The sequence below is a fragment of the Cysteiniphilum sp. genome (assembly GCF_057495195.1).
In genome coordinates, this window is sequence record NZ_JBXTEF010000037.1 from 1 (window position 1) to 15,266 (window position 15,266).

Sequence of the window (15,266 nt, forward strand, 5' to 3'; positions counted from 1 at the left end):
GCGTAGTGAAGTGAAAGTTTCATGCTGCGTTCTTCGAGGAGTCGCACTCAGCAATGGGTGCGGCTTACTCTACTGAACTAATATCTTTTGGATCTTTCATTCTAAAAATAACGGCACCTTCATTTTGAGGATTAAACGACATACCAACTATATCGTCACTATTGCTGGGCAAAGTCAATGTTTTACAGGAGCCTTGCAAACTGCAGTGCAGGAGTTCAGCTTGAGTTTTAGTATTTTTCTTACTGGCAGTGTAAAAGCCATCATTTGCATAAGCAATATAGCTAGGCAAGAACGTTTCATATTGCTCTCCAAGACTCACTTCAAAACGTGCGCCATTATGATAGCTATAAATATTATGATTAAAAATAAGAACACCATTTTTATTAGAATCAAAAGATACTTGGCTAATACCATTACTATCGCCATTATAAGTGTCTATCTTGTGACAAGTTGCCTCAGCCAAGCTATTACACTCAACAAGCAGTAATTGAGAAAAATCATCTTTATTTTTAGCAAGCATATAAAAGCCATTTGAGGTTTGACTAACATTAGATATTTGACCTAAACGTGTCCCATCTGTAAATGTAAACGCTTGTTGGCCATCAAAAATACTATTATGGAAACTATTGACATTAGGTACCCCTGCAGCAATAAGGCCTAAATTACTACTATCCGTATTTGCCACTGATATATCAATATTTGAAGCAGAAGGGTAGCTATACTTTAAATCTTTAGGCAATGATAGACCAGCGCAAGTATCATCACTGCAACGATATATATTTAACTCATTTGTAAAAGACAAACCAGTTGTAATTGTGGTGCCAACTAGTAATAAAGCGAAAGCACTTTTTGTAAAATTAGGTTTCATATAAGGTTTGCTACTTTTTGTTATTAAATAGTAATTTCAATTATCTCGCATGATAATGTTTCTAACAATCAATACAATATATCAATTCTGTTATTGATCCTTCTCTTGGCATAACTATCAAGAAGAAGTTGCCTTAAAAAATGAATATGAAGATATCAAATTCCGATAACTTTATTGGTTTAAATCAAACTTCTGCTGCGAGTAATTAGCTAACTCATAAGCGTTGTCACCTGTAACTTCAGATGAGTTGTGAGCTGGCTGGTTAATCGCCCAGAACATGCTACCACCATATGGTATGTTGGCAATATGATCAATCACTGACTTATCAATTTCCATGCCTTCCCAGACACCTTTCGCGGCTTGCCCACCGGGTTCAAAGCCCATCACAATTTTCGATTTATCGATATGTTGGGCAAATGTGTCAAATACATCTTTGTATACAGGCATTGACCATGTTTGACCATTTGGCATGTCATTTGGACCCACGTCATATGCCATAATATTGACCCAATCAACAACAGCATTAAGTGAGCTATTGTGCGCTTTTAACCAGTTATTAATCGCTAAACCTTCGCCATCAGATGCAAAGTCTGAAAAGCCATAGTCGCTGCCATGTTCCATAAAGGCATTAAAGCGTGTTGTATAACCAATTTGTTTATCCTGCATGCCTGTTTTATCAAGTGCTTGTCTAAGTTTTAATAAGGTTTCAGCAAGTGTATCAAGTTGCTGCTTGGTGATTGCTTGATCTTGACTTAAGTGCTCCCAGTCGAAATCAACGCCATCTCCAGAGAGTTTAAGTAGCTCAACGACTTTGTTGACAAAGGTATCAATTTGTTCTGGCTTAATCGTCTTTGTCAGATCTGACCAACCACCAATTGCCCAGATAAATTTACCATTATTGTTATGCACGGCCTTGATTAGGGCATCCACTTTGAGCTTTTGCCAATTATATGGATTCTGCCATGCAGGGTCAGTGGTTGTCATAACATCAATCACATTAGCTTGCGTCATTGATTCATAGATGGCTTGCCCATCCCAATAAGCAGCTTGTGGGTTCTCTGGGTTTGGTGTTTTGGCAAGGGTTAAGAATGAATAAAGCACATGTGTATATGGCTTAATGTCATTGCTATAATAAGCAGGATCACTAACATTGGTTGAGCCTTGTGGACGCAGTGCACCTTTCCAGTTTTCCCAATATCCGGTAATAAACTGCTTAGCTGTTGGTACAGGGGACTTGTTAAATGCTAATGCCACTGGTGTGGTTTTGTTTTCGCTAATTGCAATCGTTTGCGGGTTATCAAGGCTGTAACGATAACCATCTACGGTAAATGTATTAGCCGTGACATGATAGGATTGATTGGCTGGTAAACTGATTGTTTTATCTTTAGGTATTTCTAGATCATGCGTTTCTTTATCTTCACCTGTAAAATAGACTGTCGCACTATGACCATCGAGCCCTGTGGCACTAACCTCAGCCGTGCCAGTAGGCACTGGTACTTCCTTATAGGACATCTGGATGGTTTTTTGTCCTTGGTTCATATTGATATCAGCTTCGGGTTTGCCATCAAAGGTAAAGCTATATTTAAACAATGAACCGGTCATTGGGTCAGCACTTAATACATAATCCGTGTTTTTATCTAAAACAAAAGTTGATTTGCCATTCCAGCTAATTTCTTGATGTGAAATATTCTGAGTTTGCTTGTTTAAAAGATTCAGTGTAACACTATCATGTGTGACATCAGCCGGTTGTGCTCGATGTAATGTGACAATAAGCTCAGCATTTTGATTCTTGTAAGAAACTTGTGCGCTTGCTTGAGGTTGGTCTTTTGATAAGCTCACAAGGCTAGGAATCATGGTGATCTCCAGCGTTTTGCCATCAACAGTTGCTGATGCGCTTAAGTTGTACTCACCATAAGGAATATCTTTGACAGTCGCAGTTGTCGTAAAATCGATGGTTGTTGTGTAGCCTGTATCTTTGCCGATGATGGTGATTTTGGTATTGGCAGGCAATGGGTCAGAGCCCTCGGCAATGCTAAAATGCATTTGACCTTTTTGCTCAATTGGCGTGTCGCCATGTGGATAAAAGGCAGATGAAATAATGTTTTCACCCTTGACAGGATTGCTGCTCCAAATTAATTGAGCATTGGTAGGCATTATTGTCTTTGGTTTCCACCATTGGCTACCTTCTTGGAATTGATCAAATTTAAAGGTGGTCACTTTATTGTCACCAAATTGTGTCGTGCTGTTGGTGATGGCAGGCCAAGCGATATCAAATGTAGGTGACAAGATATAGGCGCCAGCATAAGAGGTGTTGGCAGTGATTTTAAGCGCGGCATCTCTTAGATCAATATCCTTATTACAGTGGTTAGTCAGTGTCAAGCTCGTTGCTTGCCATGGATCTGGATATTGAGTGCCTGCATTAAGCTCAAGCTGCATACAGCTAAGCGGTTCAGGTGCAGATAGTGCAAATGCGGAGCTACTTAAAAGGGTGGTTAGTATCGCACTTGAAATAAGTTTCCTTGATGGTGTCATAATGTTTCTCCTTGTTATTCATTTAGAAAGTTGTACAAAGTATATTTCATATGATTTTTTGAGTTATCTTAGTGAGTCTTTTACACCATCAACCCAACTCCAACCTTGATAAGCATCAGAGTTTAGAATCCAAGTCATTAATCCGCCATATTGATTGTATTGCTTCAAACCACCTTGCGTAATGTCCTGATTAATATCTTTCGGATTATATAAACCAACACCTGAACAACTGGCATCCGCCAAACACTGACCTTGTCGATAAGCTTGCTCACTGACACTTGACGCTTTGTAATTTGGCACGCCTAAAATGATTTTGGTATTAAGAGGTACGCTAAAAGAACCCTCTGGCACACCTGGCATTTCAGCACGTGTTTGTGGGCTTAATAGCTTGAATGTCATTGATAAAAACCCAGTATCAAAACCTTTTAAACCAGCAAAGTTAGCACCGCCATATTGGTTATATGTTTGGATGAAAACAGCATCAAAGTTAGCGTGTTGCATAAACTCTTGTGTATACATTTGCTCAGCAAACTTCGCACTTCCTGATGCCCATTGACCTGAACCATACCAACCAGAGATTTGAGGTGCAGCTGTTAAATATAGGTGCTTCCCAGTTTTTTCCTTGAAAGTGGCTCTCATGGCATTGATATAATTGGTAAGATTTTCATCAGTAGCAGTTGCATTGGGGTGCTCAACATCGATATCTAGCCCATCAAAGTGATGATCTGCTAAAAACTGCCCCATTTTTTGTCCTGCAAGTCTTGCTTTGTCACCAGTTAAATCAGGATCAAAGTAGTTCTCAGCGCCACCGATCGATAATAATGCAATACCATTATGGTTGTGTATAACATTCAGTTGGTTTGGCAGATCTTTGAGCATGCTATCTAAGAAGTTGACTAAAAATGGTTCACCATCGGGCTTTTGACCAGCAAATGCGTAAACAAAGACGTTATAACCTTTTTCGGCTGCAGTTTTGATCATCGCAGTGGTTGTTGCGGGTTGACTTGGCCATGGGGCATCATAGCCTCGGACATAACCAACAATAGCTTGATCTGGCCATTGATTGCTGACTTGATGATAGTTGATGTTAATCGTTTGAGAGTCGCTTGAAGCGACAAAGCTTGTAGGAGTAATCTCGGCACCATAGCCAACAATTGCCGATAAAGTAACTGTCCATGTTTGACCATCTTGTGGAATATCGATGTCATGTGGATCGTTGTTGTTTATTTCGAGTGTTCTTTTATCACCTTTATCATTTGCAAGAGTTAACGTAGCTTTTTTGCCCTCAGGGAAGTCGTGCACTGTAATTGAGACTTGCTCACTGGGTTGTACTTTTTGTGTATAAACAACTTGAGCATTGGTTGTTTTACCATTATTAACGGTTAATGCATAGGGTGACTCTGCTGTATAGATAAAGCCATCATCAGCATACTTTTCCGCTTCTAGCGTGTAAACCTGACCTTCTTTGGTCGTTGGCAGATTTTGAATAAGTGTCGATTGATCAAAGCTTAGCGTGCCTTGATCGATGACTTTGCCTTCAGCGTTTTTCAATTGATAACTAGGTTTGACAGCATGAGACCCTGGTGTCGATGCTTTGATTTCAATATTACCTTCTAGAATAGGTTCTGGTGCTTGATAGCTAATTTTAACCGTTTGAGTTTCATTGTTGGATAATTGAAATGCGCTCGGTGTTGCAACTCCTTTGCCCTTTTCTAGTGCTGGGACATTAACAGTAAAGCCTGCCTCTTTGCCAGCAAACTCAACCTGTAGTTGAGCGGTTTTTCCCCACGGGGTGTCACTCACTTCACCAACTAGGGTACCATTTTGATGAATTTGCACTGTTGCCAGCTCTTGCCCTTCAATATAAGTAGGTTTCTCTGGAAGTTGAACTTCAATAGTGGCTTTAGATTTCTCCTGTGTATTTGCACTGATGGTGATGCGAGCCGTCTTGGCACTAAATGGAACACCAGGCGCGTTAATACCAAAGCTTAAGTTGTTTGACCAAGTATTAACGGAGTTGACTTTACAGGTTGTTTTGAATTGATCAATATTATTGCAATTTCCTAGGGTGAGGGATCCCCAGCTAGAGTTAATGCCCGTTGTTGCAATAGAGGTTTCTATTGTTAACTCATCACCAGATTTAACATCAAGCGTATCGGCGTTTACAGGTAAATCAACTCCTTGATACCACCCACCTTGTGGAATGTCGATATTTGCTGTATAGCTTGAGGCATAAACATTTGCCGATAAGCAGGTGGCAAATAGTATGGTTAAGGATTTAAATTTTGGCATGTTAAGCTCCTGTTTTCATTTATATGTCAAATACGCTGCCTTATTAGGTGTTTAGTTGAGTTTAAATAAGTGCGTCATTGCAAAATGCCAGATTATTATATAAGCGGCTTGCTAGGCTGTTTAGTGTACTAAGTCTATATTTTGTGTGCGCATGTTGATCTTTTTCATTGAGATAATGACTGTGTATTTATTGTGATAAATATCGAAAATTGACTGTGTTGAATAATGCTGGAAAATAAACTGTATGCTAAGAAATACTGCCACATAGTCAAGTGCTCAGATATACTAGTTTAGGTAAATATCAGAAGGATAGATTTATGCAAGTATATGATGTCATTGTTGTGGGTAGCGGTGTTGCAGGTCTTGCTGCAGCCAATAATCTCATGTTAAATGGTTTTGATGTGTTGGTGCTTGAGGCGCGTGATCGTGTCGGTGGACGCGTACATAGCCAATGCTTTGCCGATGCAGTGATTGATCTTGGTGCTTCATGGATTCATGGTGTACAAGAAAATCCAATTACTCGCTTAGCGAAGAAGCATAATATTAGTACATGGCGCTCACAGATGTGCGGACCTTCGCCTGATAATATTGTGCATCGTGAGATGTATGATCAGGAATTTAATGCATTAAGCCATGAGCAAAAGTTAAAAATCGCTAACTGGATGGCTGACTTTCTTGATTATCTTGAAGCGGTGCAAATCGATGAAGAAAGTCACCTAAGGTCTATTGCAGATATCAAGCAGCAGTTTATTGTCGATAATCAGATAGCTAAAGAAGATATACTCTATATTAACTATATCGCCGATACATTGTTTTTATATGAATATGCGATTGAGGCAAAAGAGCTCTCTGCTGAGAGCCATCATGCTGATATTGATTTTGCCGGAAGTGATCGACTATTTCCTGAAGGATATGCGCAAATCGCTGATCTATTGGCGAAGCATTTGGAGATTCGTTTAAGTGATCCTGTGCAAAATATCGACTACAGTGGTGATCTAGTACAGGTATCGACTTCGACAAAACAATACCAAGCAACCTATGTTTTGGTTAGCGTACCATTAGGTGTGTTAAAACATGCAGATATTGGCTTTAATCCTTATTTGCCTCAAGCCAAGCGTAAATCCATTCAGCAGCTTGAAATGGGTGTGTTAAATAAAATCTATCTTGAGTTTGATGAGGTGTTCTGGGATAAAGAAGCGCAGAGTATCGCCTGTTTATCGCCAGAGCATCGCATTGCGCGTGAGATGATGAACTTCTATCCTTTAACGAAAAAGCCAATCTTAATGGCATTTACGGCAGGCGTTGTCGGTAAACAGCTTGAGCAGTTAAGCGATCGTGAGTTATTAGCATTAATTATGGACTCGTTGAAACATATGTATGGTGAAAACTTGCCGAGACTTAAAAATCACTGCATTACGCGCTGGGCAAGTGATGAGTATAGTTATGGTTCTTATTCTTATCTGCCAGTTGGCGTGAAGGCAAAACGTCGGCAAAAATTGGGTAAACCGGTTGATAATAAACTGTTCTTTGCCGGTGAGGCAACGTCATTTTATTTCCCGTCAACGGTGCATGGTGCCTTTTTAAGTGGTGTACGCTCAGCGTATCAGATCCTGCAAATCGATTTATTGACTGAAGACGTACGTAAACGTACAGCCATTGTTGAAGATCCTTATTTATAGTTAACTCTCGGCATTGGTTGCACGAATATGCCCACTCAAATCATGATAATGTTGGATGTTTTTATAATCATAAGTGCTAAAGATGTCGTGAATACTTTGTGCCTGTTGAAAGCCGTGCTCGATAATCATAAAGCCATTTTCTTTTAAGTGTGCTTTGCCATGACAAACAATGTGCTCTATATCAGCTAAACCATTGTTTTTGGCAATAAGTGCAGTGCTTGGCTCATATTGACGAACATGCGCGCATAGTGCGGGATCTAATTGATCAATATAAGGTGGGTTGGAAACAATAATATCAAATTGCTCATTAGCAACTGGCTGATACCAGCTGCCTTGCAAAAGTTTTACATTACTTAGCTTGTAATGCTCTTTGTTATGAGCGGCAACTTTAAGCGCATGTTTGCAATAATCAATAGCAGTCACCTGCCAATTGGGTCGGGCATGAGCAAGACTTAAGGCAATTGCGCCACTGCCTGTACCTAAATCGAGTACTTGCAGTTTAGTGTATTGTGTGAACTTATTAAGAATGGTTTCAATCAGCACCTCAGTATCCGCGCGTGGGATCAATGTGTGCTTATCAACAAGGAATTCAAGATTCCAAAAAGCTTGCTTACCTGTCAAATAAGCAACGGGCTCACCCTGTAAGCGTCTCATGAATAGTTCACTAAACTGTTGAAATTCATGTTCAGTTAAAGACTTTTCTGACCAAGTGTATAAATAACTCGTTGATACCTTTAATACATGACAAAGTAAGACTTCAACATCAATTCGTGCGCTATCAGAAGTTGACTCAAGTTGTTTGCTATAGGTTGCTAGAATAGCTTGAATGGTATTATTAGGCATTTTCTTCAGACATTTGTACAAGTAGATCGGCTTGATATTCATGTACAAGTGGCTGAATGACCGAACCTAAATCACCTTGCATGACTTCTTCAAGCTTATAAAGTGTCAAATTAATGCGATGATCAGTAACGCGCCCTTGCGGATAATTGTAAGTGCGAATACGTTCAGAGCGATCGCCACTACCAACAAGGCTCTTACGTTGGCTAGATTGCTCGTGTTGTTGCTTGTCAATCTCAGCTTGCAGGAGTCTTGCTTTAAGCATTGACATGGCTTGAGCGCGGTTTTTATGCTGTGAGCGTTGATCTTGACATTCAACAACAACGCCAGTTGGAATGTGTGTGATACGAATGGCTGAATCTGTTTTGTTAACATGCTGACCACCAGCGCCTGAAGCGCGAAAGGTATCCACTTTTAGATCTGCAGGATTAATATCAATCCCTTCAACCTCATCAGCCTCTGGCATAATGGCGACGGTGCAAGCCGAGGTATGCACACGCCCCTGTGATTCTGTTTCAGGTACGCGTTGTACGCGATGTGCGCCGGATTCAAATTTAAGTTGCGAGTAGACATTTTCACCTGAGATTTTACTGATGATTTCTTTGAAACCGCCATGTTCGCCATCGCTTTGACTAACAATCTCAATCCGCCAACCTTGAGTTTCGGCGTAGCGGCTATACATTTTAAATAAATCACCCGAGAAAATAGCGGCCTCATCACCACCTGTGCCTGCACGAATCTCAAGAAATACGTTGGCACCATCATTAGGGTCTTTAGGTAATAATAAAATCTCAAGCTCTTTAGTTAAGCTATCAATCCGCTCTTCAGCGTCATTAAGCTCCTCTTTTGCCATTTCCTTCATTTCAGGATCGCTTTCTTTGAGCATCTCATTAGCACTTTCAATATCATCATGTGCTTGCTCATAAGCTTTAAATGTTGCAACTAAAGGCTCTAATTGCGCATATTCTTTGGATAGATCGCGAAATTTATTCTGGTCATTAATAACATCAGCTTCACCCAAGAGAGCTGCAATTTCTTCATGGCGTTCGATCAAGCCTTGTAATTTTCGTTTGATTGAGTCTTTCATTTTATAGTCCAGTGTTTAAGCCAAAAATTTCTTCAGCTAAGTTAAGCATATCATTGCGCCCTTCAACGGCAGCATTTCTAAGTGACACGCTTGGCGTATGTAGCCATTTATTTTTAACATTATGCGCAAAGCGTGCTAATACCATTTTAGGGTCTTCACCATTTTCTAAGCGCTTAAGACAGCGATTGAGCTCATCATCAATCATGTCTTTGGTTTGATTGCGCATGGCCTTGATCGTATTATCGGAAAGAATGGCTTTTTCTTGATTAATATAATCATCTAGACCTTTTTCAATCCATTTCTCAGCACGTAATGCCGCTTTTTCACGCAATGTTTTATTGTTTTGAATAAGTCCTTGAATATCATCAACACAGTAGGTAGTTATGTTATCTATTTGATCGAATAATGGATCAATGACACGTGGCACCGATAGATCAATTAGTGTTTTTGGGTTGGTATTGGTTAGCATATCAGTTGTCAAAATCAGCTCACGTGAGTTGACGGCACTAACAATAATATCAGCTTGCTTAGCAAGGCTGCTAAGCTCGGATAATGAAAAGGCTTCAGCGTGATGCTCAGTTGCCAGTTGTTGCGCCTTTTCTAGTGTGCGATTAACAATAATAAGGCGTTTTGGTGTCAGACTTGCTAAGTGTTTTGTCACAAGCATTGCCGTGCTTCCTGCGCCAATGACCATAATGGTTTTATCTTCAAAGTGACTTAAGCTTTGTTTGGCTAATGTCACTGCCGAAAAGGCAACAGAAACCGGACATTGCCCAATATTAGTATGAAATCTCACGCGTTTTGCAACTGAGAAAACCTTTTGCATTAAGCGATTAAGATCGCCACCAAGGGTGTTATTAGCAAGTGCCTCTGCATAGGCATATTTGATTTGCCCCAATATTTGCGGCTCACCTAAAACCATTGACTCTAATCCACAGCTTAAGCGCATTAGATGATGAGCAACATGTGTATCTTGGCGCACGATAAGATAGTTTTTCAAGTCCAAATCATTGCGTTTTGCCGATTGTTGCCACCAATTGATAACATGATCTAATTGTTTTAATTCAGCAATGACGGCATAGATCTCGGTGCGATTGCAGGTTGATAAGATAAGACATTGCTCAACGCCATATTGTTTTTTTAGTGTTTTTAAATGTTGACCGAGGCGCTCATTGTCGAGGGTGAATGCGCCGCGCGCATCTAAAGAAGCCTTTTTGTAGTCTATCGCTAAAGAAACTAACGTCATTCATTTACCTGCTTTGCTTATTATTCTTGTTAATCGCATGAGTGACTTCTGCTTAAAACCATAATCACTATTTGATTTGTTAATTTACGGATAACAAGTGATAAGAGTTGCTCATGAAACTGGTCGGTATTGTAGCATAAAAAAAGAAAAGTGCTATGACTGGAAAGGCAACTAATGGTGCAGGCTTATCGGCATGCGGTTTAGATTTGTATTTTTGCAAGCCTATGCCCTATGTTTTTATTTGTTGTTATTGTCATAATTTTGTAACATGTTTTATTAATAATTCAGTATTTAAATTACGAGAAAGGGGATCTAATGCGCTATCTGTGCGTAGCTATAGTGCTTGTCTGCGGGTTGTTATCACAAGCTGTTGCTGGTGAATTCTGGCAGAAAGCTAAGGCTGTATTTGAGGGAAAAAAGCAACAAGATGACAGGGTTCATCTGGTGTTATGGCATTCATTTGGAGGCTCACTTAACTATGCTTTAGATAAAATTGTCAATGAGTATAATCAAAGCCAGCATAAGTACTATGTTGAGGCGATTAATAAATCCAATTATCAAAACGCATTAACTGCAGCGGCAACAGCTTATCGTTCAAGCACACAACCGAATATGTTGGTGTCTTATGAAATTGGTACGGCAATGATGATTTACTCAAATGGTGCAGTTATTCCACTGTATAAGCTTGAAAAGATGACGGGTATTACGATCGATCAAAGTGACTTTTGGCCTGCGGTGAGTGGTTACTATAGCGTGGATGGTAAGCTTGCGGGCTTTCCTTTTAATAGTTCTTCACCTGTGCTTTTTTATAACAAAAAGGCTTTGGCTAAAGCGGGTGTCACCCACCCTCCGGTTACTTGGCAGGAGTTGACTAACGTAGGGGAGAAGTTAATTCAATCAGGTCAGGCGTGTGCAATGACAGCTGCTTACCCCTCATGGATTCTCTTGGAAGAGTTTAGTGCGTGGAATAATTTAGCATTTGCTAATGCGAACAATGGTTTTGATTCGATGAAGCCAAAACTTATATTTGACAATCAAACAATAGCTGATTTCTTGGCGCAACTTAAGACTTGGCAAATAAAAGGCATTTTTCAATATGGCGGACGTTTAGGCTCTGCGGATACCTTGTTCACCAGTGGGAAGTGTGCGATGATTTTGCAATCATCATCCCTTTTGGCAGACTATTCAAAATTACCAACATTCAAAGTGGGTGTGGCAAAAATTCCATTTTGGCAAACTAAAAATACACGCCAGCCACAAAATACCATTATTGGCGGAGGGGCTATGTGGACGTTTGCATTACCTAAGAATACACCTAATGCGGATCTTATATATAAAGGTGTCGCATCCTTTTATCAATTCTTGGCACAACCCAAAATCCAAGCGCAATGGGCAATGGATACCGGATATGTTCCAGCCACCAAGTCAGCTTATGAACTAATGCAAAAAGAGGGATATTATAAGAAAGACCCTAATGCATTAATTGCTGTTGAGTCTTTAAATAACGCGCCTCCTAAACCTTATACTCTAGGCATTAGACTGGGTAATTTCCCGTTGATTCGTCAGGAAAATGACTCGATGCTTGAGCGTATTTTCTCTAATCAGCAAAGTGTTGATGACGCACTTGAGGATGCAGTGGATAAGGGAAATAAGTTAATTAATCAGTTCTATAGACAAAATAAGGTTTAATTTATGCATCATCGAGGATTTTATAAGGCAGGATGGTTGCCTTATTTGTTGATATTGCCACAACTGGTGATTACGCTGCTATTTTTTATCTATCCGGCAATTCAAAGCATTATCAGTTCCTTTTATAGTAGTAATTTCTGGGGCACAGTGTCTCATTTTGTTGGGTTTGAGAATTATTGGGCTTTATTAAGTGACGATAGTTACTTGCAGTCATTTATTACAACAGCGATTTTCTCAGTTGCAGTGACATTTTTGGCGATGGGGCTTGGGTTGTTATTTGCAGTTCTGGTAATGCGTGTGATACGCGGCGCCAAGATCTACAAGACTTTTATTTTGTGGCCATATGCCGTAGCAACTGCTGTAACGGGTGTGTTATGGGGCTTTTTATTTAATCCAGCTGTGGGTGTTGTAACTTGGGTATTGGCACATTTTGGAGTTGATTGGAATTATTATAGTAATGGTACGCAAGCATTGATGGTTACCATCTTTGGCGCCTCCTGGCAGCAAGTCAGTTATAATTTTATCTTCTTTCTAGCGGGATTGGCAGCGGTACCTAAATCCATGCTTGAAGCAGCGGCTATTGATGGTGCGGGTCCCATAAGGCGATTTTGGCAGATTACTTTTCCATTGATTTCGCCAACAACCTTCTTTTTATTAACGATCAATCTGGTGTATGCGTTTTTTGACACCTTCGGTATTATTGCGACGATGACGCAAGGAGGGCCGGCGGATTCAACTAATATCTTGGTGTATAACGTTTATGCCACAGGTTTTATCGGACAGCAAATTGGCAGCTCATCAGCGCAGTCGGTAATATTGATGCTGATTATTATCATATTGTCGGTGATTCAATTTAAATATATAGAAAAGAAGGTGCATTACGCATGATGGTAGAAAGACGTCCTGTGCTGACATTTATGACGCACGCACTATTAATATTGGGCATTGTGATTATGTTGTTGCCTATTTATGTCGCATTTGTTACATCAACCCAATCGATTGAAACATTAAATTCAGCAACGCAAGTGATCCCGATGTTACCAGGGCGTGACTTTGTGAAAAACTATCAAACGGCTTTAGTTGGAAGTAGTCAATATAATATCCCGCCGGCATTATTGCTGTTATGGAATAGCTTCTTGATGGCACTTGCGATTGCTGCTGGTAAGATTATCTTAGCGTTGATATCAGCGTATGCTGTGGTTTACTTTAACTTTAGGTTTAAGATGCTATTCTTCTGGGCGATTTTCTTGACATTAATGTTACCAGTGGAAGTGCGTATTGTGCCAACTTATGACATTGTGGTAAATCTAGGGATGCTCAATACTTTTGCAGGCTTAACTTTGCCATTGATTGCTTCAGCCACAGCCACCTTTATGTTTCGTCAGTTTTTTATGACGATCCCACGGCAATATGCAGAAGCTGCAGCTATTGATGGTGCCGGTCCCGTGCGCTTTTTTATTGATGTTGTGCTGCCATTATCTAAAACCAATATTGTCGCCTTATTTATTGTGATGTTTATTTATGGTTGGAATCAATTTTTATGGCCACTCATTATCACATCAAGTGATCAAAGCTTGCATACGATCGTCATGGGATTGATGCAGATTGCAGATACGTTAGGGCAAATCCCTAATTGGAATTTCATTATGGCAGAGGTTATGTTAGCAACGATTATTCCTGTGTTGATTGTTGTGATTATGCAGCGTTGGTTTGTCAAAGGCTTAATGGAAACAGATAAATAGAGTAAATTAAGATAAACAAAATAAGTAGAGTGTTATGAGTTATTTAGTATTAGAGAATGTCATCAAATCTTATGGTAAGACGGAAGTTTTACACGATATTAATTTAGAGATTGAATCCAGTGAGTTTATTGTGGTTGTTGGTGAATCAGGTTGTGGTAAGTCAACGTTACTAAGAATGGTTGCAGGACTTGAGAATACATCTTCAGGAAGAATCAGCTTGTGTGGTAATGATATTACACATAAAGAGCCAAAAGATCGTGATATTGCGATGGTATTCCAAAATTATGCACTTTATCCGCATATGAGTGTTTTTAATAATATTGCGTATGGTTTAAAAGTAAGAAAGACAGCCAAAGCAGAAAGCCACAAACGTGTTGAAGAAATTGCCAAGCTTTTAAAAATCGATCATTTGCTTGATCGCAAGCCTGGTGCACTATCAGGTGGTCAACGTCAGCGCGTAGCAATGGGGCGTGCGATTATCCGTAATCCAAAGTTGTTTTTATTTGATGAGCCGCTATCTAACCTTGATGCCAAGCTAAGAGTTGAAATGCGGCTAGAGATTAAACGTCTACAGCAGCGACTTGGGATTACTAGTTTATATGTGACACATGATCAAGTTGAAGCGATGACAATGGCAGATCGTATTGTAGTGCTAAACAAAGGCTATATAGAACAGTTTGCAACACCCAGAGAAATTTATCAAAAACCACGAAGCACATTTGTCGCAGGCTTTATTGGTGCGCCAGCAATGAATTTCCTAAATGCTAAGGTCACTGAGCAAGGTATCATGTTAGATGACGGCGGTGTACTACCACTATTATTAAAAGAGGATAATCATTCAGGTCGTGAAATTATTATTGGTATTCGCCCAGAGCACATTGTATTAAAAGAGCTAAATGATGATATTGATCTTAGTGTCATTGTCAATATGGTTGAACACCTTGGTGGCGAAACCCTTATTTATGGTTGTGTGCAAAATAGTGACGCAAAAATTACAGTTAGAATTGATGGTTACTGGCAAGGTGATATTGGTCAAGCTGTACACTTACATGTTAAAAAAGAGCATCTTCATGCTTTTGATCGAAATACAACGAAACGTATTGCTTTAAATAGAACGGTGGACCTGGTTGAATAATGATCGTACTAACTTCTTTTTGGGTTGCTATTCAATCAAAACCCAATAAAAAGCGGTAAAAGTTAAAAAAGATAAAAACAGGGGTTGCGGGGTTGTAATTGGTGTGTATAATGGCACCTCGTTCTCAGCGAGAATGTTCGCAAGAATGCCTTGGTA

At 39.8% G+C, this 15,266-nt stretch carries 11 protein-coding genes; 5 read left to right on the plus strand and 6 right to left on the minus strand.

The annotated features are described in order from the left end of the window. Window positions 1-64 precede the first annotated feature (64 nt). The 3 genes from ACY10D_RS03530 to ACY10D_RS03540 form a co-directional block, all read right to left on the minus strand. On the minus strand, window positions 65-868 hold the full coding sequence (locus tag ACY10D_RS03530; RefSeq protein ID WP_486999396.1) for a hypothetical protein: 804 nt from the start codon (window positions 866-868) through the stop codon (window positions 65-67). 171 nt (window positions 869-1,039) lie between these two features. After that, window positions 1,040-3,400: a glycoside hydrolase family 18 protein gene (locus tag ACY10D_RS03535; RefSeq protein ID WP_486999397.1), complete on the minus strand. Its 2,361-nt coding sequence runs from the start codon at window positions 3,398-3,400 to the stop codon at window positions 1,040-1,042. A gap of 63 nt (window positions 3,401-3,463) precedes the next feature. Further along, the gene (locus ACY10D_RS03540) at window positions 3,464-5,692 is read right to left on the minus strand and encodes a glycoside hydrolase family 18 protein (RefSeq protein WP_486999398.1); all 2,229 of its coding nucleotides are present in this window, start codon (window positions 5,690-5,692) and stop codon (window positions 3,464-3,466) included. A gap of 317 nt (window positions 5,693-6,009) precedes the next feature. Here ACY10D_RS03540 and ACY10D_RS03545 point away from each other — a divergent pair, with 317 nt between their 5' ends. After that, entirely contained in the window at window positions 6,010-7,371 is a 1,362-nt protein-coding gene (locus ACY10D_RS03545) for a flavin monoamine oxidase family protein (RefSeq protein ID WP_486999399.1), read from the plus strand. Here the strand turns inward: ACY10D_RS03545 and prmC are convergent, their stop codons facing one another. From prmC to hemA, 3 genes are read right to left on the minus strand one after another with little or no spacing between them, the layout of a single operon-like run. Next, the gene (prmC, locus tag ACY10D_RS03550) at window positions 7,372-8,214 is read right to left on the minus strand and encodes a peptide chain release factor N(5)-glutamine methyltransferase (protein ID WP_486999400.1); all 843 of its coding nucleotides are present in this window, start codon (window positions 8,212-8,214) and stop codon (window positions 7,372-7,374) included. After that, window positions 8,207-9,298, minus strand: a complete 1,092-nt coding sequence (prfA, locus tag ACY10D_RS03555) for a peptide chain release factor 1 (RefSeq protein ID WP_486999401.1) — start codon at window positions 9,296-9,298, stop codon at window positions 8,207-8,209. Before prfA ends, prmC begins: the two co-directional genes overlap by 8 nt. Window position 9,299: 1 nt before the next feature. Further along, complete coding sequence (gene hemA / locus ACY10D_RS03560; protein WP_486999402.1) at window positions 9,300-10,544, minus strand: glutamyl-tRNA reductase; 1,245 nt, start codon at window positions 10,542-10,544, stop codon at window positions 9,300-9,302. A gap of 315 nt (window positions 10,545-10,859) precedes the next feature. Here hemA and ACY10D_RS03565 point away from each other — a divergent pair, with 315 nt between their 5' ends. The 4 genes from ACY10D_RS03565 to ACY10D_RS03580 are packed head-to-tail and all read left to right on the plus strand — an operon-like array spanning window position 10,860 to window position 15,110. Further along, entirely contained in the window at window positions 10,860-12,233 is a 1,374-nt protein-coding gene (locus ACY10D_RS03565) for an extracellular solute-binding protein (RefSeq protein ID WP_486999403.1), read from the plus strand. Between the two features lie 3 nt (window positions 12,234-12,236). Next, entirely contained in the window at window positions 12,237-13,121 is an 885-nt protein-coding gene (ugpA, locus tag ACY10D_RS03570; protein ID WP_486999404.1) for a sn-glycerol-3-phosphate ABC transporter permease UgpA, read from the plus strand. After that, window positions 13,118-13,975, plus strand: a complete 858-nt coding sequence (gene ugpE / locus ACY10D_RS03575) for a sn-glycerol-3-phosphate ABC transporter permease UgpE (protein ID WP_486999405.1) — start codon at window positions 13,118-13,120, stop codon at window positions 13,973-13,975. The genes ugpA and ugpE overlap by 4 nt, the downstream gene beginning before the upstream one ends. A gap of 34 nt (window positions 13,976-14,009) precedes the next feature. After that, window positions 14,010-15,110 (plus strand): ABC transporter ATP-binding protein, encoded by a 1,101-nt coding sequence (locus ACY10D_RS03580; protein ID WP_486999406.1) that lies wholly within the window; start codon window positions 14,010-14,012, stop codon window positions 15,108-15,110. Window positions 15,111-15,266 lie beyond the last annotated feature (156 nt).

What these genes read in the sequence shown, in the direction of transcription:
- ACY10D_RS03530 (WP_486999396.1), bottom strand. Translation starts at nt 868, where the DNA reads ATGAAACCTAATTTTACAAAAAGTGCTTTCGCTTTATTACTAGTTGGC.
- ACY10D_RS03535 (WP_486999397.1), bottom strand. Translation starts at nt 3,400, where the DNA reads ATGACACCATCAAGGAAACTTATTTCAAGTGCGATACTAACCACCCTT.
- ACY10D_RS03540 (WP_486999398.1), bottom strand. Translation starts at nt 5,692, where the DNA reads ATGCCAAAATTTAAATCCTTAACCATACTATTTGCCACCTGCTTATCG.
- ACY10D_RS03545 (WP_486999399.1), top strand. Translation starts at nt 6,010, where the DNA reads ATGCAAGTATATGATGTCATTGTTGTGGGTAGCGGTGTTGCAGGTCTT.
- prmC (WP_486999400.1), bottom strand. Translation starts at nt 8,214, where the DNA reads ATGCCTAATAATACCATTCAAGCTATTCTAGCAACCTATAGCAAACAA.
- prfA (WP_486999401.1), bottom strand. Translation starts at nt 9,298, where the DNA reads ATGAAAGACTCAATCAAACGAAAATTACAAGGCTTGATCGAACGCCAT.
- hemA (WP_486999402.1), bottom strand. Translation starts at nt 10,544, where the DNA reads ATGACGTTAGTTTCTTTAGCGATAGACTACAAAAAGGCTTCTTTAGAT.
- ACY10D_RS03565 (WP_486999403.1), top strand. Translation starts at nt 10,860, where the DNA reads ATGCGCTATCTGTGCGTAGCTATAGTGCTTGTCTGCGGGTTGTTATCA.
- ugpA (WP_486999404.1), top strand. Translation starts at nt 12,237, where the DNA reads ATGCATCATCGAGGATTTTATAAGGCAGGATGGTTGCCTTATTTGTTG.
- ugpE (WP_486999405.1), top strand. Translation starts at nt 13,118, where the DNA reads ATGATGGTAGAAAGACGTCCTGTGCTGACATTTATGACGCACGCACTA.
- ACY10D_RS03580 (WP_486999406.1), top strand. Translation starts at nt 14,010, where the DNA reads ATGAGTTATTTAGTATTAGAGAATGTCATCAAATCTTATGGTAAGACG.